General features: G+C 69.3%; 21 protein-coding genes. 4 read left to right on the top strand and 17 right to left on the bottom strand.

What is annotated here, in order from left to right; translation table 11 throughout:
* Positions 1–5: 5 nt before the first annotated feature.
* The 8 genes from ACK4FB_RS09005 to ACK4FB_RS08970 form a co-directional block, all read right to left on the bottom strand.
* A complete protein-coding gene (locus tag ACK4FB_RS09005; protein WP_409750823.1) occupies positions 6–914 on the bottom strand; it encodes a phage capsid protein in 909 nt (302 codons plus the stop codon).
* Between the two features lie 86 nt (positions 915–1,000).
* Positions 1,001–1,771: a hypothetical protein gene (locus tag ACK4FB_RS09000; RefSeq protein WP_409750820.1), complete on the bottom strand. Its 771-nt coding sequence runs from the start codon at positions 1,769–1,771 to the stop codon at positions 1,001–1,003.
* Positions 1,659–2,087 (bottom strand): hypothetical protein, encoded by a 429-nt coding sequence (locus tag ACK4FB_RS08995; RefSeq protein WP_409750818.1) that lies wholly within the window; start codon positions 2,085–2,087, stop codon positions 1,659–1,661. Before ACK4FB_RS08995 ends, ACK4FB_RS09000 begins: the two co-directional genes overlap by 113 nt.
* Positions 2,084–3,673, bottom strand: a complete 1,590-nt coding sequence (locus ACK4FB_RS08990; protein WP_409750815.1) for a portal protein — start codon at positions 3,671–3,673, stop codon at positions 2,084–2,086. Before ACK4FB_RS08990 ends, ACK4FB_RS08995 begins: the two co-directional genes overlap by 4 nt.
* A 6-nt stretch (positions 3,674–3,679) precedes the next feature.
* Positions 3,680–3,910: a hypothetical protein gene (locus ACK4FB_RS08985; RefSeq protein ID WP_409750813.1), complete on the bottom strand. Its 231-nt coding sequence runs from the start codon at positions 3,908–3,910 to the stop codon at positions 3,680–3,682.
* A 12-nt stretch (positions 3,911–3,922) separates the two neighbouring features.
* Entirely contained in the window at positions 3,923–4,384 is a 462-nt protein-coding gene (locus ACK4FB_RS08980; RefSeq protein ID WP_409750810.1) for a hypothetical protein, read from the bottom strand.
* Complete coding sequence (locus ACK4FB_RS08975; protein WP_409750807.1) at positions 4,375–5,985, bottom strand: hypothetical protein; 1,611 nt, start codon at positions 5,983–5,985, stop codon at positions 4,375–4,377. The genes ACK4FB_RS08980 and ACK4FB_RS08975 overlap by 10 nt, the downstream gene beginning before the upstream one ends.
* Positions 5,986–6,184: 199 nt before the next feature.
* Positions 6,185–6,835, bottom strand: coding sequence for a hypothetical protein (locus tag ACK4FB_RS08970; RefSeq protein WP_409750805.1), 651 nt, complete (start codon positions 6,833–6,835; stop codon positions 6,185–6,187).
* A gap of 499 nt (positions 6,836–7,334) precedes the next feature.
* On the opposite strand from ACK4FB_RS08970, the gene ACK4FB_RS08965 reads away from it, so the two are divergent.
* From ACK4FB_RS08965 to ACK4FB_RS08950, 4 genes are all read left to right on the top strand, one after another.
* Positions 7,335–7,571, top strand: coding sequence for a hypothetical protein (locus ACK4FB_RS08965; RefSeq protein WP_409750802.1), 237 nt, complete (start codon positions 7,335–7,337; stop codon positions 7,569–7,571).
* 10 nt (positions 7,572–7,581) lie between these two features.
* Complete coding sequence (locus ACK4FB_RS08960) at positions 7,582–7,821, top strand: hypothetical protein (RefSeq protein WP_409750799.1); 240 nt, start codon at positions 7,582–7,584, stop codon at positions 7,819–7,821.
* Positions 7,822–7,932: 111 nt separating this feature from the next.
* Entirely contained in the window at positions 7,933–9,906 is a 1,974-nt protein-coding gene (locus tag ACK4FB_RS08955; RefSeq protein WP_409750796.1) for a ParB/RepB/Spo0J family partition protein, read from the top strand.
* 18 nt (positions 9,907–9,924) lie between these two features.
* Positions 9,925–10,248 (top strand): hypothetical protein, encoded by a 324-nt coding sequence (locus ACK4FB_RS08950; RefSeq protein WP_409750793.1) that lies wholly within the window; start codon positions 9,925–9,927, stop codon positions 10,246–10,248.
* On the opposite strand, the gene ACK4FB_RS08945 is transcribed toward ACK4FB_RS08950, so the two are convergent.
* Genes ACK4FB_RS08945 through ACK4FB_RS08905 form a run of 9 tightly spaced genes read right to left on the bottom strand, consistent with a single transcriptional unit; the run spans position 10,245 to position 15,909 of the window.
* Positions 10,245–12,194 carry a hypothetical protein gene (locus ACK4FB_RS08945; RefSeq protein WP_409750790.1) on the bottom strand — a complete coding sequence of 650 codons (1,950 nt, stop codon included), beginning with the start codon at positions 12,192–12,194 and terminating at the stop codon, positions 10,245–10,247. The genes ACK4FB_RS08950 and ACK4FB_RS08945 overlap by 4 nt on opposite strands.
* Complete coding sequence (locus ACK4FB_RS08940; RefSeq protein ID WP_409750787.1) at positions 12,194–12,463, bottom strand: hypothetical protein; 270 nt, start codon at positions 12,461–12,463, stop codon at positions 12,194–12,196. Before ACK4FB_RS08940 ends, ACK4FB_RS08945 begins: the two co-directional genes overlap by 1 nt.
* Positions 12,464–12,466: 3 nt before the next feature.
* Entirely contained in the window at positions 12,467–13,570 is a 1,104-nt protein-coding gene (locus ACK4FB_RS08935; RefSeq protein WP_409750784.1) for a toprim domain-containing protein, read from the bottom strand.
* Positions 13,567–13,893 (bottom strand): helix-turn-helix domain-containing protein, encoded by a 327-nt coding sequence (locus tag ACK4FB_RS08930; RefSeq protein ID WP_409750781.1) that lies wholly within the window; start codon positions 13,891–13,893, stop codon positions 13,567–13,569. The genes ACK4FB_RS08935 and ACK4FB_RS08930 overlap by 4 nt, the downstream gene beginning before the upstream one ends.
* Entirely contained in the window at positions 13,890–14,246 is a 357-nt protein-coding gene (locus ACK4FB_RS08925; RefSeq protein WP_409750779.1) for a hypothetical protein, read from the bottom strand. Before ACK4FB_RS08925 ends, ACK4FB_RS08930 begins: the two co-directional genes overlap by 4 nt.
* Positions 14,243–14,977 carry a hypothetical protein gene (locus tag ACK4FB_RS08920; protein ID WP_409750777.1) on the bottom strand — a complete coding sequence of 245 codons (735 nt, stop codon included), beginning with the start codon at positions 14,975–14,977 and terminating at the stop codon, positions 14,243–14,245. The genes ACK4FB_RS08925 and ACK4FB_RS08920 overlap by 4 nt, the downstream gene beginning before the upstream one ends.
* Before the next feature lie 4 nt (positions 14,978–14,981).
* Positions 14,982–15,359, bottom strand: a complete 378-nt coding sequence (locus ACK4FB_RS08915) for a hypothetical protein (protein WP_409750774.1) — start codon at positions 15,357–15,359, stop codon at positions 14,982–14,984.
* Positions 15,356–15,694, bottom strand: a complete 339-nt coding sequence (locus ACK4FB_RS08910) for a hypothetical protein (protein WP_409750771.1) — start codon at positions 15,692–15,694, stop codon at positions 15,356–15,358. The genes ACK4FB_RS08915 and ACK4FB_RS08910 overlap by 4 nt, the downstream gene beginning before the upstream one ends.
* A complete protein-coding gene (locus ACK4FB_RS08905) occupies positions 15,691–15,909 on the bottom strand; it encodes a hypothetical protein (RefSeq protein ID WP_409750768.1) in 219 nt (72 codons plus the stop codon). The genes ACK4FB_RS08910 and ACK4FB_RS08905 overlap by 4 nt, the downstream gene beginning before the upstream one ends.
* Between the last annotated feature and the right edge of the window lie 69 nt (positions 15,910–15,978).

The raw sequence follows: 15,978 nt of genomic DNA, 5'->3' as shown, positions 1-15,978 counted from the left end.
GAGACTTACTCGGACGTATCGATGATCGGGATGGCGCGCCGGAACAGCTCGAAGTCCAGCTTCGACCGGATGCGGATGACGCCCTTGGGCTCCACCACGCCCGAGGCCGTCTGGAACCAGCGGCCGATCAGGTCGCCCATGCGGCTGCCCAGGCGCTCGTTGATTTCCGTGTCCTCGTCATTGGCCACGGTCATCACGGCGGACTTGGCGTGCACGAACAGGTCCACCCCCGTGGCGCCCGCGGCGGTCCAGCCCGCGCCGTTGGCGCCGTTGCCGGGCAGCCGCTCGTAGCCGCGCCAGTTGACCTCATCCCAGGGGCGGTTCTCCTTCATGTCGCGCTTGGCCAGATAGGGGTCCAGCGACATGTTCATCCGCACCTTGAAGGGCGAGATGACCGACACGCTCTCGCCCTCGAACATTTCATCCTCGGCCAGACGCACGATGGCGTCGCAGATGGTCTCGAGATCCACCACGGTGTCGTAGTCGCCGATGGTGATGATGTTCTCGGTCTGCCCCTTGGTGTTGGTCACCCCGTTGGTGGCCGCAAGACGCAGGGCGTCGATGTGCTGGCGATCGCGCGCCCGGTTCACCGAGCGAACGGCCGCGCCGGCGAAGGCGTTGGCCATCGAGATGTTCAGCTTCTTCTTGTCCGGGTCCCAGATGCCGAAGGACACGAACTCGGGCTCCGCCGCGATCTTCACCCAGTCCAGCGGCACCTGCTGCATGATCAGCTCTTGCAGGCGGCTGGACTTGGTGGTCTCGGCCTGGCCGAAGCGGGGGAAGTGGCAGTCGTCGCCGATGAACATGCCCCCTTCCTCGGCCAGGCCGTCCAGGCGGCGCTTCTTCTGTTCACCGCGAAGCTTGTAGGCGTCGCGGAACTTCGGGATGAACCAGTCGGGCAGATTGTGGGACATAGCTGACGCTCCTTCGATGACCGGCATGAGCGCCGGCGGATTTCCACTTCGCCGACGCTAAGGCCGCCCGATGCGCCGCAACGCGGTCAGGAGCCGGTCTTGGAGTAGGCCTTGATCCACAGCGCGTCCGCTTCCTTGGTGAAGGCGCGGTCGGTCCCGTATTTCGGATCACGGGCCATTTCCTGCGCCTTTTGCTGCAGGACCTCCTGGCTGGTGGGGCCGCCCTCGGACGGGGCGTCGAAGCCCGCCTCCTGGTTGGCCGCCTTGCGGAAATATCGGATCAGCTCGACGCCCGCGGCCGTGGGCGTCAGGCTCATCAACTCGCCATAGGCGTCCTCGCTGATCTCGCCCCGCTCCTTCAGGGCGCCCGCATAGGTCTCGGCCTCGGTGCGCAGGGCCGCGCCGTTCTCGCCCATCTTGGCCAGCTCCGCCGCCGGATCGAACACCCCGTCCAGCAAGCCCTTGGCGTTCAGCACGCCCGCCGCCTCCATCACGTCGTCAAGCCAGCCCTGGGGCTTCTTGGTGTCGTGAGCGTGGGCCTGCAGGGCCTTCACCATCGGGTCATCGTCCGTCAGGCCAAGGCCGGTCTTCACCTCGTCGGAGACGTTGACCGCATAGGCTTCGGGCGTGTCCGGCACCACGGCGCGCGGATCATCCGCCGCGGGCTTGTCGCCCTCCGGCTTGGGCGTATCGGCGGGCTTGTCGGCGGCGGGCTTCGGGTCGCTCTCGCCGGACTTGGGCGCGTCAGCGTCCGGCGACGGCTCCGGCGGGGTCGAAGGCGCTCCAGTCGTTGCCGGTGTTTCCGCCTTCGGCGTCTCCGCCGGCGGGGTCGTGGCGTTCGTGTCGGGGGTGGTCATTGTCTTTCCTCTTTTTCAGGTTGTCTTCCCACAAGTGGCGGTAGTGGATCACGGACGCGAAAATGGTGTCCTGCCCCTGCCTCAGCTGGGCGAAGGCCAGATAGTCCGCGCCGGTCAGGCGATGATCGACGGCGGGGCGCAGCACGCTCAGGTCTGCCAGCAACCGCAGAAACTTCTCGCCGTCCTCGCCCTGGGTCCGGTCCCAGACCAGACGCGCCAGCGCCAGCGTCGCGTCATCCGGCTCGATGCGCGGATCCGGCGCGACGTAGCCCGCGCGCACCTGCTCGATCACATGGTTCAACAGCAGGTCGTTCATCCGGCCAGCTCCGTCACCGCCACATCGGTGCGCTTGGCCTCGGCCGGGCCGGGCGTCTGCATGCCGTCGGCCGCGGCGGCGCCCAGGCGCGCCATCATTTCCTCGCGCTCCGCCTGGGGCCGGTTGATCCAGCCCGGCGCGCCCATCAGCGCGGCCAGCCGGTGCAGGTCCTCGATCTTGGCGATGGCCATGCGGGCTTCCGGCCCGCCGATGGCGTTCAGCAGTTCCAGATACCGGACGATGTTCTGCACATCCTCAAGGTTCTGACCGCGCGCCAGCGGGCTGGTGACCTTCACCTTCAAAATCAGCTGGTCGACCTTCAGCAGGCTGAAGTCGATGCCGGGCACCTTCTTCTTGTCCAGGATGTCCAGCACCCGCGCCACGACGGCCGGGACGTATTCGTGGTTCATGCGCCCGAAGGCGGCGCCGGTGTCGAAGGCGAACTCGCGCATCCGCTCCACGATCTCCGTGGGGCTGCGCACCGCCGCGCTCTCGGGCGGCAGCTGACGCGACATCAGGTTCTGGGCGATGTTCTGCTTCATCTCGGCCAGCGACAGCTGCGCCAGGTCCACCCGCCCGTTCATGTCCAGCGGCTGGATGGAGCTCCCCAACGGCCCGCCCGTGCGCGCCACCCGGATCAGGGCGTGGGGCGCCAGGCGCAGGGTGTCGGGGTTCACCACCCCGTCGTGGGCCACCATCAACGGCGGCGCCAGCGCATAGGCCGCCGCCTTCAGGATCATCTCCACGGCCTTGTTGGCGGTCATGATGTCCGGCAGCGTCAGCAGCAGCGGGCCCATGCCCCACGGATTGCCCGGCGTGGTCCACCAGCGGAACACGATCCACGGATTGGTCCGGTGCTCCGATGTCCAGACCTTGGCCTGTTCCACGTCGGCGCCCTCGCGGCAGATGACGTCGAACCGCCAGTGCTTGGCGGACAGGTCGAAATAGCTGGCCTGAAGGATCAGGACCTCGTCGGTCTTGTCCTCGGCGATCAACTGCGCCACCCGCTCCGGCCATTTGGCGGTGGGCCACAGCCGCGCCAGCTGATTGGCCGGATAGCGCCGCTGCCAATAGACGTTGTCGATGCGGCCGCTCGGACCTTCCTCGATCGCCAGCGCCCACGGCGGAACCGCCGTCCAGCGGATCAACTCGTCGTCGTCGCCCTCGATGGCCAGCAGGGCGCCGGTGCCGATCGACAGGTCGGAATAGGCTTCATGGCTCGCCTTGGGAAAGGCGGAGGCGTCCAGGGCCGCGTGGGAGATCAGCGTCGCCGTCTCCAGCTGGCGGTTCACTTCCTCGGCCTGGCGCGGGTCGATCAGCGGCCCGGCCTCGAGTTGATACCAGCGCTGGAACGGCGGGGTCAGGTCCTGCTGCAGGCGACTGCCGAACTTGTGAACGCCCGTCGGGCCGGAGCTGTCGAACAGGGCGTCGAACGGCGCGCGGCCCTTCCGGATGTCCCGGCGCCAGGGCATGGCGTATTCCATGGCCCGGTCGATGAACGGCTGAACCTTGGCGCGCTGGAGCTCCGCCGCCTGAAACCGCTGAATGATCTTGCTGACGGACCAGCCCGCCCCGTTCGAAGCCATGACCGATCAGCCCCCCAGGGTGGTGGCGAGACCGCCCGACTGTTGCTGGCCCTGCCAGGTCAACGCCCGCTGGCCCGCCCCGCGCAGGCGACGCCCGGCGGCGTTGGTCTCGGCGCGCTGGCGCTGGGCGTCTTCCTCGGCGTCGCGCTGCATCCGCCGCTGGGCCGTCTGCGCCTCGGCCTCGGCGCGCTTCTGGGCCCGGGTGCGACCGCCGAAGAAACTGCGAACACGGTCCATGGGGTCGGTCTCCTAAACAGTGAAGCGGCGGACGAACCGGACCAGCGGGACGCCCGCCGTCCGGTCTTCACCGTCCATCTCGAAGCCCAACCATGCGGCCAGCCGCGCGCCCGCAACGCGACCCTCCGACCCCGCGCGCACGAACGCCCGCACCTCCATGGGCGCCACGTCCGCCCCCACGGCGTCCAGCAGGTCCCGCATCCGCCGCACCGCCGCCACCGGCGCCGCCCGAAAGCCCCCGCCCACCGCGAACCACGCCTCCGCATGGTCCGCCTCGGGCCACAGGCCCACCACGGCCACCAGCGCGCCGGCGTCGTCCCGGATCGTCAGCGCCGCCCCTTCCGCCGCCTGCCGCGCCGCCAGCGCGAAGCCGCGCCGCGTGAACCGCTGCCGCCGCCCGAAGTCGTCCACCGCCTCGAGCAAATCCGACGCCCGCGCCTGGCTGACCGTCAGTCCCCCCATCTTCAATCCCATGGCGACCAGTCCGACCGGTAGCTGTCCCGGTTCGCCTGACCACGCCCTGGGAGTAGGACGCCGCCTTCGGACATGCCCCAATGGCCGCCGCCCTCGCCGCCGCCCGCCTTCGGCCGGTGCTGGTCGAAGGCGGGACCGGCCACGATCCCGGCCCGCCCCACGTCGCCCAGGGCGGCGTATTGCACCGCCTCCATGGCGTGGGAGCTGTTTGTCTTCTGCACCCTCAGCCGCTTCGAGGGCTGGCGCGGGTCGCGGGCTTCCCAGCGGTAATCGCCCGCGAAGCCGCGCCGCAGCCACCGGCAGGACGGGTTGATGCGCAGGTCCGGCAGGCCGTCCACGATGTTGTTGCGGCTCATCAAGGTCCGCACCGCCTCATGCCGCAGGCCCAGCTCGTTGGACGGCGCGGGCTGCACGGGGATCTTCAGCTTGTTGCAGACCAGCTCGATGTCCGCGTATTCGCCCATCTCGCGATCGGCGCCGTAGAAGGCGGACGGGTCGCCCCAGGCGATCGACACGCGGCATTGCGCGAAGCGGGGGTGCAGGGTGTCGCCCAGGGCCTCCGCGAACCGCTTGGGCCCGACGCCGTGCAGGATCGACCGGGCGCGGGGGTCGCGCGGGTCGGTCAGGACCACCTCGGCATAGATGATCCGCCGCCCGGTCTTGGGCTCGCGCCCCATGATGACCGCCGCCGGCGTCCCGCCGCCGTCGATGCCCAGGATCAGCTCTGTCCCCGGCTCCGGCTCCACCTCCACCGGCAGGAACAGGCGGTCCAGCTCCACCGCGCCGAACACGGGTTCGCCCGCGACCGAGGCGCCCCACTGGTTGCGGATCATGCGCCGCACATACCATTCCGCCTGGCCGCGCGCGGCCACGTCGTAGTAGTCCGCGTCCAGATTGGCCAGGTTCTCGGCGCCCGGATTGGTCACATAGGGCGGACCGCCCGGCAGGATGCCCGAGGGCTGATCGAAGAATTCGACGCCGTTCAGGCGGTGATCGGCCGCTTCCTCCACGCATTTGGTGAACAGCGGATGGTCCGTGTCGGGCTTGTTGAAGGTGGCCCAGACGCCGCGGCTGACGCGGGTTTCCTTTCGGCCGCCGCGCTTGACCCGCCCTGCGAGGAAGGCCAGGGCCTCGAAGGGCGTGGTGTCGGCCTCGTCAATCCCGGCGCCGTGCAGCTCCCAGCCCCGGCAGGTGGCCTCGACGGTGTTGGTCCCCAGCGCCCGCCACTCGACGCGCAGGCGGCAAAGCCCCTCGCCGGGCGTGCCGTCCACATAAGGCGCCGGGAATTCCAGCTCGTGGATCGCCGGCCGGTCATCGGAGCCGACGAAGCGCCCGAACTCGCGCGGCACCCAGTCCAGCCAGGTCTTCATGGTCGTGGCGTAGAGGTTGCGATAGTTGTCGCGCAGGATCCCGACGATGGCCGATCGCACGCCGTCGCTGTCCGGCCGCTGCGTCATGGCCGTGAAGAACGGCTCCGCGACCCCAGCCCCCACGGTCTTGCCAGACCCGATCGGCCCTGCCATCAATCGCGTGAAGGCGGTGCTTTCGTGGAACCGCTTCAGGACTGGCCCGCCGGGGATGTAGGCTCTGGCGTTGAACACGGCCGGTTTCGCTCCGCTCCCTAACCCCGACCCTGGGTCGGTCTAGGAAGCGTCGCCCCCCGCGCTTTTTCGCAACGCGCCTATGTGCGGGACCCGACGGACATAAGGGGTTGGCGGCGGCGGTTTGGGGGAGGCCCGGTCGCCCAGGCACTCCCCACTTAACCCCTACTTATAGAAAAAGCCCTGTGATTACAGGTCGCTAGTCGTCCGTCCGACTTTGATCGTCCGACTTGCCCAGCTTCACGGCCATCCCGTCGCCCACGGAAATCTCGCCAGCCTCCCCGCGCGCGGGATCGGAGACCCCTCCGCCAAGGTCCACGCCGCCGAACGACAGCAGGAGGCTGGCCGACGCTTGGAGCTGGACGGCCTGCGGCAGCTTCTGGGCGACATAGGGCGCGACGGCCTCCGCCATCCGCACCTGTAGCTTGAGCAGATCGAGCAGGACGTCGTTGGAGTAGCGATCGGTCGGAACCTCGACCTCGACCTCAACGATGCCGCCCGCGATCTGCCGCTTTTGCTTCTCCGTCCGCGTGACCTTGGCCAGCCCGATCCGCTCGGCCAGCTGCTCCGGCGACATGGAGTAGGCTTCCATCATCACCGACAGCGGGTGCCGGTGCTGGGCCAGCAGCCAGCTGGTGACGGCCTCGGTTCGCCGGTTCTTCGCGCCCTTGGGCCGTCCGGCCTTCCGGCGCGTCGATGGCAGGGCGGCGGACAGCGGCGACGGCGCGTCCAGGGCGCCGGTTTCCTCGGGCGTCAGATCGTCATCGAACAGGCCCGCCTGGACGACTTCCTCCATGCCGCCCTGACCATCGACCACCTGCTCTAGCGCCGCGCGCACCCCGCCGGACATATCACCCTCATTTTTAATCCATGGGCAGGATCACCGCCGCCCGCCGACCGCAACGCGGCCGGTCGGGGACACGGCGGAGACAGCTTCGGAGACATCTAAGCCCTTATAATGCTTATAATAATCAGTCTCTGTCTCTAATGTCCCCATTGTCCCCGTCGCCACGTCATACAACGCGGCCCGACCGGGCGGCGGCCATGGTCCAGCCCGCGCGTGTGATGCGCGCCCGAGACGTTGGAGACAGTGGGGACTTTGCCGTTTTTCGCTTACATATCAGGGGCTTGAATGTCCCTGATCTTGTCCCCTCCCCCGACCCAAGGCGGGGACAGAACCGCGAAGCAGCCACCCCTTATCCCTCTTGCTCGGCTCCGCCGCAAGGGGTGGGGGCGTAGGCGGTTGACACGCCAGCGAAGCGCGCCCTACATATAGGACGCGGCAGGGCACAGGCCCGTCGCGGAAGCCTCCGGCGCAGGGTCGGGGGCCAACATCAGGGACTGACCCGATGACCATGCACACCGTGCTAGAGCGCGAGACCGCGCACCTTCCCCAAACCGACCGCGACCTGATCGCACGCCGCCTCGTCGTGGCTGGCGAGTTGGTCCGCTGGTTCCCCTCCGCGCCGGAACGGGCATTGACGGACAAGCTGCAGTCGTTCGGCGACTGCCCGCGCTGGGTCTGCACCCTGATCGCGCGCACGGCTCTCGAAGCCACCCGCGTTGCTCAACCCGTCGCAGCGTGAGGATCAGGTCATGACCCACGAGACTCAAACCGCCCGCATCACCGCCTTCGCTGACACCAATGGAGAGGCATGGGGCATCATCGAGTTTGCCGGACACGATGGCGAACGCCACACCGGAGCGCTTTTCAGAACGCATTCGGAGGCCGTTAAGGACGGACTGTCGGATTACGAAGCCGACGAGCGGGAAAGCCTGCACGTCCATGTCGCTCGATGGGACCGTGCAAACGGGTTCTGGACCTACGATCACTGACGCTTCCGCTTAGCCCCCATCCGTCACCGGGTGGGGGCCTTGCTGAACCGCCACGGTTCACGCCCTGGGCAACGGGCCCGGGCGTCCATCTGGTCACTGAAAGGACCGATCATGACTGCCCAAATCACCACGTTCAAACTCGCTGACCTGCGCTTGGCAACGGAAAACGCTCGCCACGGCCACATCTATGACATCGACGGCCTCATGCAGTTGGCCATGTCTCTGCGCGCGCTGTATCGGGCCACCGGCCGCGCGCTGATCGAACCGCTGAAAGCCTACGCCGACGACACCGGCGGCGCGGTCTGGGATGGCGGCCGACGCTTGGCGGCCCTCAACCTTCTCGCGGACGACGGCGATGCGGAGGCGCTGGCCATCATCGACGCCGTCCCGGTGATCGTGACGACGCAAGAGGAAGCGCGCATCGCCTCGGCCGCGACCTTCGTCCGGGAGGACATGCACCCGACTGACCGCTTTCTGATGTGGAACACCCTGTTCGATCAGGGCCAGACGCCCGAGCAGATCGCGGCCGCCGTGGGGGCCAGCGCCAAGGACGTGGGCCAGCTGCTGCGCTTCCGAATGCTCGCGCCGGAGATCTTCGCCGCATTCAAGGCGGGGGAAATGGAATTCGACGCGGCCCTCGCCTTCACGCTCTCCGAAGATCAGGACCGCCAGCGGGATGTGCTGGCCAGCTTCAACGGAAAGCCGCCGCGCGCCGCCGACGTGCGCCAGCGCATCAAGAAAGGGTCCGTGGACGCCATGGACCGCCGGGCGCGCTGGGTGGGCCGGGTCGCCTACGCCAAGGCGGGGGGCACCTTCCTGACCGACCTGTTCTCCCATCGGGAGATTGACGAGACGTGGTCGGACGAACCCCTGCTCCAGCGCCTGTTCGATGAGAAGATGGCCAAGACCCTGGCCGATCTGAAAGCCGAGGGCTGGGGCCATGCCGAGGCGCGCGACGGCGGCTGGGGCTGGTCCAAGGGGTTCGAGCGCCTGACGCCAGAGGGCGCGGGCAAGAAAGGAAAGAAGGCGTTCACGGCCGAACAGATGAAGGGCGGCTACGCCTTCGTGCTGTTCGAGTATAACGACGTCAAAATCGAGCGCGGCTGGGCCAAGGAGAAGAAGGTCAAGGGCGGCGACACGGCCTTCCTCCCGCCCGCCAAGGCCGATCCGGCGCGGTTCGGCTTCGGACACAAGGGCCACCACATCATGACGCAGGTGGCCACGGACGCCACCAAGGTCGCGCTGGCGCGCAATCCGAAAGCGGCCGCCGACGCCATGCTGGCGCATCTGGCGTGGGCCGTGCTCCGCAAGCCGCAGTATGGGTCAACCCAGCAGCAGTTGGCGTCCAATCTGGTGGTGGACCCGCGCTTCGCCTCTCGCCCGGACCATGTGGCGGTCGAAGGGCTTTTCGACCTCAACTGCGACCTGGCCGCGTGGAAAACGCGGCTCCCAGCCACGGTCATCGCGTTCTGTGAGGCCGTGGCCGCCCTGTCGGCCGACGACAAGCTGACGCTCCAAGCCCTCTGCTACGCCGCGACGCTCGACGGCGTGGAAGTCCAGATCGGCATGGGGACTGCCGACCGGCGGCGGCATTTGGGCTGGATGGGGAGCCACGCGGGCGTGGCCGTCGACGATGTCTGGACGCCTGATGAAGCGTTTCTCAAGGGCGGCAGCAAGGAAGCCTTGCTGGCCGCCGTCAAGGAGGCGGACGGCAAGGATATGCCGAACGCCAAGAAGGGTGATCTGGTCGCCTACGTCGATACCCTCGTCGCCCTCAAGGGCTGGCGCCCGGCCCTGCTCAAGGGGTTCATGGACGTGACCGATCCGAAGGGCGACAAGGTGCGGGCCGACGACCCCACGCAGGCGCCCGATGAGGAAACCTATCTGGCGTGGATCGCGGACGCCTTGGTCACGCACCACGGTGTCCCGGGCGTCCAGGCGGGCGAACTGGCGGCGCGGTTCCTTCGTGAAGAACTGGAGCGGGCGTCCTGTGTGTTCGGAGACGAAAACTACGGCTGGACCCGCGCGGATGCGGCCGGGTGCGCCGAAGACGGCTTCGCGGCCGACGACGAAGACAACGCCTGACGCCGGGGCGGGGACGGCTTGGCCGTCCCCGCCAATTCGGCCTATGAAACCCGGATGGATGACGTGACCCACCCCCTGACCGCCGACCTGGTCTGCCGCGCTGGCCATGCCCTCTATGGGGAGCACTGGCAGATGCCGCTGGCCAAGCTGCTGGGCGTCAACGACCGCACCATCCGCCGGCTGGTGTCCAAGGTGCGCAACGGCGAGCCCTATCAGGTCAATCAGGCGTGGGCGTCCGAGATCAAGGCCGCGCTTCAGCCTGTCCCCCGCGAGCGGGAAATTCAGGCGCGCTACGCCGAAGAAGTGCTCGAGGCCCTGAAGGACGTCGGGCCCGTCGCCTAGCCCCCGCCGTCCGTCTGGACCGCCTCGGGGTCCAGGTCGAAGATCGGCACCGTCTTGCCGCCCACCTCCACCTCGGCGGTCAGCCTTATCAGGGTCGCCTTGGCGCGGCCCAGCTGCGGCACGTTCTCCACACGATACACCCCCTTGTGGGGGTCTTCCTTTTTCCACTGATCAGCGTTGCGCAGAACCCCCGTCCACGCGCCCTCGCCGCCGTGGGCGCGGAAGTCGCTGTCCCTGAACATGGCCTGCACCTGCTGGTTTCGCGCCGGGATGGCCAGCCACGGCTGGCCCGTCTTCCGGTCGCGCGTGACCGCGAGGCCCGCCCGGTTCAGCTTGCGCTGCTCGCGGCGGGCGTCGTCGTCGCTGACGGCGTTCAGGAAGTCCCGCACCACCTCGGCCACCGTGGGCGATCCGGAGTTGCGCCAGACTTCGGGCTGCGCTGACAGGATATGCCGCACGACCGTCAGCCAAAGGGGGTCGGCGCTCTCGTATTCGTAAAGGGTGTCCCTATCCAGCCCGGCCACCAGATTGTCGGCGACCTGCGGGTGGGGAACCTCATCGAACATCATCAGGTCGAACGCAGCCATCAGGGTGCCGAACTGGCGCTGGCCTCGCTGGTTGTGGCCGATGCGCTCGAGGGCGGCTTCATAGGCGGCCAGGGTGTCGTCCCAGCGCGCCCAGCCCTCGGCGATGCGCCCGGCCATGCGCTGGCCGTGCTCTTTCAGGACCGCGTCAGGGAACTTGGCCATCTTCCCGCCCTTGGGCAGGGGCTGGAGCCGAAGGAAGGTCAGGCGCTGCATGTCCTGGGCGCGCATGGACGGCGGCACGATGGCCGAAAAGGCGAAGCAGCCGCGCAGGGTGAATTCCGAGGCGTTGTGATCCTTGCCGCCGCGATAGGTGGTCCCGCCCGAGGCCGCGACCCGCGCCAGCTTCATGACCATGGTGCCCTGATCGGTGTTCATGTCGGCCTCGATCTCATCGAAGCTGACGCCGATGGCGTCCTGATTGACGATCTGGCGCAAGGCGGCCGGGGTGGCGTCCACCGTCGAGGCCAGTCGGCCGGGGAGCAGCTTCTTCAACCGCTCCTGCACCGAGGACTTGCCGGACCCGGCGTCCCCGGTGATGAACACCATCGGGCGCCAGTCCAGGGCGGCGCCCATGATCGCGCAGCCGATCCAGCCGATCAGCAGCCGCGCGTCCAGCGGCCCGCGTCCCCAGCTCCACGTCTGGAAGTCGCCGTAAAGCGCCATGGCGCTCTCCTGCCCGCCCTTCATGGGCGGCGGCACGGGCGGGCGACCGGGATAGACGAAGTCCCCGATCATGCCGGGGTCGTGGGCCTCGCCGTCGATCAGCACCTTGTCCCCGATGTGCTGGATCAGCTGGCCCTCCGGCCCTTTCCAGCAGCCGAGGCCGCGCACCTTCTCCCGCGCATCGAACACGCCGCGGCGCGCGCAGGTGTTGAACAGGGCCATGCGGGCGTATTGGGCCTGAAACCCCTTCAACGCCTTGTTGGCGCTGATCTGGGGAAAGGCGTCGATCAGCCACCCCAGATGGCTGGCGAACAGGCCCTCTAGGTGCGCCTGGCCGAACTTGCCGTCCTCATAGCTGACCAGTTGGCCTTCGGGCGTCAGGAAGAAGAACACCCGCCCGTCGCGGCCCAGCGCCGTGACCGGGCAATTGTCGGGCAGTCCCAGGGTGGTCCAGAACACCGTCCCGTCCGCGCCGATGCGCGGGATCTTCAACCCGCGATAGACGCGCGGCCCGCCCGGCCCGCCGCCGGTGTCGTCGCCGCCGTCATCGCCGCCGGCGCCGCCCTCGGGCGGGGGCGGGAAGTCGCCGAAGTCCGCGCCAAGGATGGCCTCGCGGCCGCGACCCAGCTTCTTGCGCCGCTGCGCCTCCAGCCACTCGCGGTCGCCGTGGGGGTCGCCGGGGGGAATGACCGCCATTACAGCCACCCCTCTTGGGCTTCGCCATACAGCCGCGCGCTCTCGCGGGCGACGTCGTCGGCGAAGCCCTCGAGGCGGCCCGCCACCCATGCCCGCATGTCGGCCCGCGCCATCCACGCCCGGAAGGCCGGGCGCGCGGTGTAGGCATAGGGGGCGTTCCAATACAGCCGCTTCACCCCCACCGGCAGGGCGTCGAACTGCGCCCACGTCTCGGCGGTGTCGAATTTGCCGCTCCATCCACCCTCAAGGCCCTGGTCCCTGAAACTCACACGCTACTCCTTGACCAGATCGTTGAAGTCTTTGCCCTCGGGCGATCGCGCGATCCCCACGGGCATCTTGAATTCGGTGCGCAGCCGGGCCACGGCCCGGTCCAGCAGGGCCTGGGCCTGCGGCTTGCCCCAATCGTTGTCGGCCGCGATCACCAGATGGCTGGCGCACGGCGGCGGCACATAGGACAGCAGGCCGGGCAGGCTCCCCGCCGCGTCCACGCGCAGCTCGGGCGTCATCATGGCCACCGACAGGCCGTCCTCGACCCCTTCGGCGACCACGACCCCTTCCTTGATGCCCTTCTCGGCCGCCTCGGCCATGCTCAGGCGCGACGCCCCGCGCCACAGGCGGATGGCCGCGCCCTCGCTGGACGGATACATCTTGCGCGGCGGGTTGATGTCCGCCTTCTCGCCGTCGCGGAACGGGTCGATCCAGATGCGGTGCAGACTGCCGAACTTGCCGTCCGGCAGGGTCATGGCGGACATCAACGCGGGGCCCACATGGGTTTCGCCGTCACGCCCCCGCCATTGCTGCGACCCGCTCAGGCGCACGGCGCGCGGCAGGTGCGGCAGCAGGCCGAAGTCCACCCCGCGCGCCTCGAGGTAGCGCGCGCCGAAACAGCCCTTGTGCGTCCTAGTGGTAGGGCGCAGCGGGTCCGAGAACCGCAGCCAGACGCCGAACATCTGCTTTCGGGCCTCGGCCAGCTCGCGCGCGGCCTGACCTTCGCGGACCTTGGCCCGCTTCTCGGCCGCCGCCACCTTCTCTTTCCACGCTTCCGGCTCGACCGCGCCCGCGATCCCATAGCGGGCCTGGGCCCAGCGGATGGCCTCGCGCAGGGCGTCGGCCGCCTTGGGGTCCGGCTGGCGCGACAGGGTGCAGGCGACCAGGCCCAGGGCATCGCCCCAGACGCCGCCGTGCCAGTCGTTCCACCCGCCCCGGCGGCGGTGCAGATTGATTTCCAGCTTGGGCTTGTGGTGGCTGTTCCACGGCGCGAAGCAGACCAGCTGACGACGCCCGCGCTGGCGCACGTCGATGCGCAGCGCGTCCACCACGCCCTCGATGTCGTCGGCCAGCAACAGGGACAGCTTTCGGGCGATGTCCTCGCTCATGCGGCGGCCTCGACCATGGCGCGGATCGTGTCGGCCGTGGCGGGGTCGCGGATGGCATAGCCGAACCCCCCGATGGTCTCGATGCAGTCCGCATGGCCGATGTCGGCCAGCGCCTCGCGCAACCGGCTGACCAGGGCGCGGACCTGCGACACCGGCATGCTGACGCGGCGGTCCCACTGGTATCCGCTCATGCGCAACTGCTCCAGATGCACGGCGGCCGGGCTGGCGATCACCAGCCTGCGCAGGATTTCACCTTCCTGCGGCCGAACGCCCAGGGCGCGCTTCGCGGCGGTGTCGAACCCCAGCTGCTCCAGCCGGTTCATGACGCCCTCCAATCCGGCACGGCGGTCAGCAGCTCGTCCATGTCCAGGTCGAACAGCCGCGCCACCTCCGCCGGCGCCCAGCGCGCGTCACGAAACCAGCCGATCCAGCGCACCAGCCGCGCCTCGAGGCCGGGTTCCGGCAGGGGCGGCAGGGGCGGCGCGGGCGGCGGGGTCGGAACCACGGGCGGGGGCGGCGGCGGCGGCGTCCTCGGCGCCGGGATGGGCGGCACGGCCACGCGCCCGGCCAGCTCGCCGCGCTTGCGCTTCACCCAGGCGGCGGACCGGCCCAGCACCATGGCGGCCGTATCGTCGGACATGGACGTCAGCAGGACGCCCCGTTCGTGTTCGGTCATCGTCCGCCCTCCCCGCTCAACTCGCCGATGAACCGGCGCTCCGCCTCCCACAGGCCGTCCTCGGCCGACTTGGCGCGGCGCACCCGGCCGCGCTCCATCACCGTCTCGCCGTCCTCGGGGTCGTCGCCGTCGCGGGCGCGCAGATACCGTTCCGCCGCGCCGTCCACGTTCTGCCGCGTCAGGCCCAGCACCCCGGCCACCGTCTCGCTGGACACCCGGCCCACCACCACGGCCAGGGCCGCGCCATAGGCCCGCGCGCTCTGGGCCGGGGTGGGCTTTCCGCCCGCTCCGCCCGCCGGGGCCGCGAACACCGCCCGCACGTCCAGCCCCCGTTCGCGCGCCGCGAACCGGGTCGCGGCCGTCACCATGCCCAGGTCCAGCAGGTCGAAGGTCTGGGGGTCGCCCTTCTCGGGGCGCTTGACCGTCGCCGCCGCCCCCGGCGTCAGGCCGGTGCGCACCGAAAATTTCTCCCGCGCCCGCTCCAGCAGACGCCGCGTCCGTTCCGTCTTGATCCAGTCGGCCAGGTCGGGACGCAGGATCTCCGCGTCCACGCCCGACGCCGCCGCGATGGCGAACACCTCACAGCGCGGCACCTTCACCCATTTGCCCAGGGCCTGATGTGATCGGCGGCCCGCCTTGCGGGCCAGCGCGCGCAGGCCGCCCGCCGCCTCGATGGCGGTCAACAGGCCGGGGTCGCGCTCGCGCCCGGCCACTCTCGTTTCCCCCGCCATGGTGTCAGCCCCCGATGTCCGCGCGCTGGGTCCAGGCGGGCGGCTCTTCCGGCGCGAGCGTCGGCACGGCCAGCGCCTCGGCCGCCTCCGGCGCGTCCGGGTCCACCATCCGCCGCACCAGCGCCGCCTGCGCGACCAGCCCGGCGGCCAGCACCGACCGCCGCCCCGGATCGGCCAGCCCAAACGCCGTGCAGGACCAGCGAAAGGCCGTGGCCAGCGCCGTGTCCGCCATGCTTTCGTGGGGCGGCGTCACCGTGGTCAGCCGCCCGGCCGCCTTGGCCAGCTCGTCGGCCGCCGTGTTCGGCTGGCGCAGCAGCGCCGCCTGCTCCGCCTGGTCGCACAGCTGACGCCACTTCACCGCGTTCAGGTTCACCGGGGTCATCGCAGCACCCCTTGGGTCAGGGCGACTTCCGCGAACCCTTCCTGGGTGAACCGATAGAGCAGGCTCAATGGCCACACATGGCGGCTATGGGGCTGGCGCGGCTGGCCCGAGACGGCCCCTTGCTCCACCACGCCCCGCCGGATCAAGGCCCGCACCGTGCACCAGGCATAGCGCCCTGCGGCGGCCGCCACGGCGCGACTGTCACACCACGCCCCGCCGACACCGCCGGTGAGCGCCCACATGGCGTCGATTACCGCGACCTGACGCGGCGTGAATTCTTCGTCGGGAGGCAGCTCCGCTTCCTCGGCCAAGACAAGGCAGTAGAGGTCGATCATGCCGCGTCCCTCAACTCGGCGGGCTCGAAGTCGCCCCAGCTGATCGGGTCGTCGCTGCCCGCCGTGGCCTCGATCAGCAGCCGCTTGTTTTCGTCCCGGACGCCCCGGCCGTTTTCGATGGCCTTGATCCATCGATAGAGGATCGACAGGGACCGGCCTGTCCGCGCCTCCAGTTCTTTCAAACCAAAGGCCCGCATCTTTTCGGTCGCTTTCACACCACAGCTCCGTTAGAGGGCGTTGACGATAATCGTCACGATGGCTGGAGTGATTTGGCATGTATCGTC

Source organism: Brevundimonas sp. (genome assembly GCF_046299535.1).
GTDB lineage: Bacteria > Pseudomonadota > Alphaproteobacteria > Caulobacterales > Caulobacteraceae > Brevundimonas.
Note: the sequence above shows the minus strand (reverse complement) of the source record. Positions and strands in the feature narration are given on the sequence as shown.

Bases quoted from the DNA above. Each gene is read 5' to 3' on its own strand.
- ACK4FB_RS08980 (WP_409750810.1), bottom strand. From the start codon at position 4,384: ATGGGATTGAAGATGGGGGGACTGACGGTCAGCCAGGCGCGGGCGTCG.
- ACK4FB_RS08920 (WP_409750777.1), bottom strand. From the start codon at position 14,977: ATGGCGGGGGAAACGAGAGTGGCCGGGCGCGAGCGCGACCCCGGCCTG.
- ACK4FB_RS08970 (WP_409750805.1), bottom strand. From the start codon at position 6,835: ATGTCCGGCGGGGTGCGCGCGGCGCTAGAGCAGGTGGTCGATGGTCAG.
- ACK4FB_RS08965 (WP_409750802.1), top strand. From the start codon at position 7,335: ATGACCATGCACACCGTGCTAGAGCGCGAGACCGCGCACCTTCCCCAA.
- ACK4FB_RS08925 (WP_409750779.1), bottom strand. From the start codon at position 14,246: ATGACCGAACACGAACGGGGCGTCCTGCTGACGTCCATGTCCGACGAT.
- ACK4FB_RS08995 (WP_409750818.1), bottom strand. From the start codon at position 2,087: ATGAACGACCTGCTGTTGAACCATGTGATCGAGCAGGTGCGCGCGGGC.
- ACK4FB_RS08990 (WP_409750815.1), bottom strand. From the start codon at position 3,673: ATGGCTTCGAACGGGGCGGGCTGGTCCGTCAGCAAGATCATTCAGCGG.
- ACK4FB_RS09005 (WP_409750823.1), bottom strand. From the start codon at position 914: ATGTCCCACAATCTGCCCGACTGGTTCATCCCGAAGTTCCGCGACGCC.
- ACK4FB_RS08955 (WP_409750796.1), top strand. From the start codon at position 7,933: ATGACTGCCCAAATCACCACGTTCAAACTCGCTGACCTGCGCTTGGCA.
- ACK4FB_RS08945 (WP_409750790.1), bottom strand. From the start codon at position 12,194: ATGGCGGTCATTCCCCCCGGCGACCCCCACGGCGACCGCGAGTGGCTG.
- ACK4FB_RS09000 (WP_409750820.1), bottom strand. From the start codon at position 1,771: ATGACCACCCCCGACACGAACGCCACGACCCCGCCGGCGGAGACGCCG.
- ACK4FB_RS08915 (WP_409750774.1), bottom strand. From the start codon at position 15,359: ATGACCCCGGTGAACCTGAACGCGGTGAAGTGGCGTCAGCTGTGCGAC.
- ACK4FB_RS08985 (WP_409750813.1), bottom strand. From the start codon at position 3,910: ATGGACCGTGTTCGCAGTTTCTTCGGCGGTCGCACCCGGGCCCAGAAG.
- ACK4FB_RS08930 (WP_409750781.1), bottom strand. From the start codon at position 13,893: ATGAACCGGCTGGAGCAGCTGGGGTTCGACACCGCCGCGAAGCGCGCC.
- ACK4FB_RS08935 (WP_409750784.1), bottom strand. From the start codon at position 13,570: ATGAGCGAGGACATCGCCCGAAAGCTGTCCCTGTTGCTGGCCGACGAC.
- ACK4FB_RS08910 (WP_409750771.1), bottom strand. From the start codon at position 15,694: ATGATCGACCTCTACTGCCTTGTCTTGGCCGAGGAAGCGGAGCTGCCT.
- ACK4FB_RS08960 (WP_409750799.1), top strand. From the start codon at position 7,582: ATGACCCACGAGACTCAAACCGCCCGCATCACCGCCTTCGCTGACACC.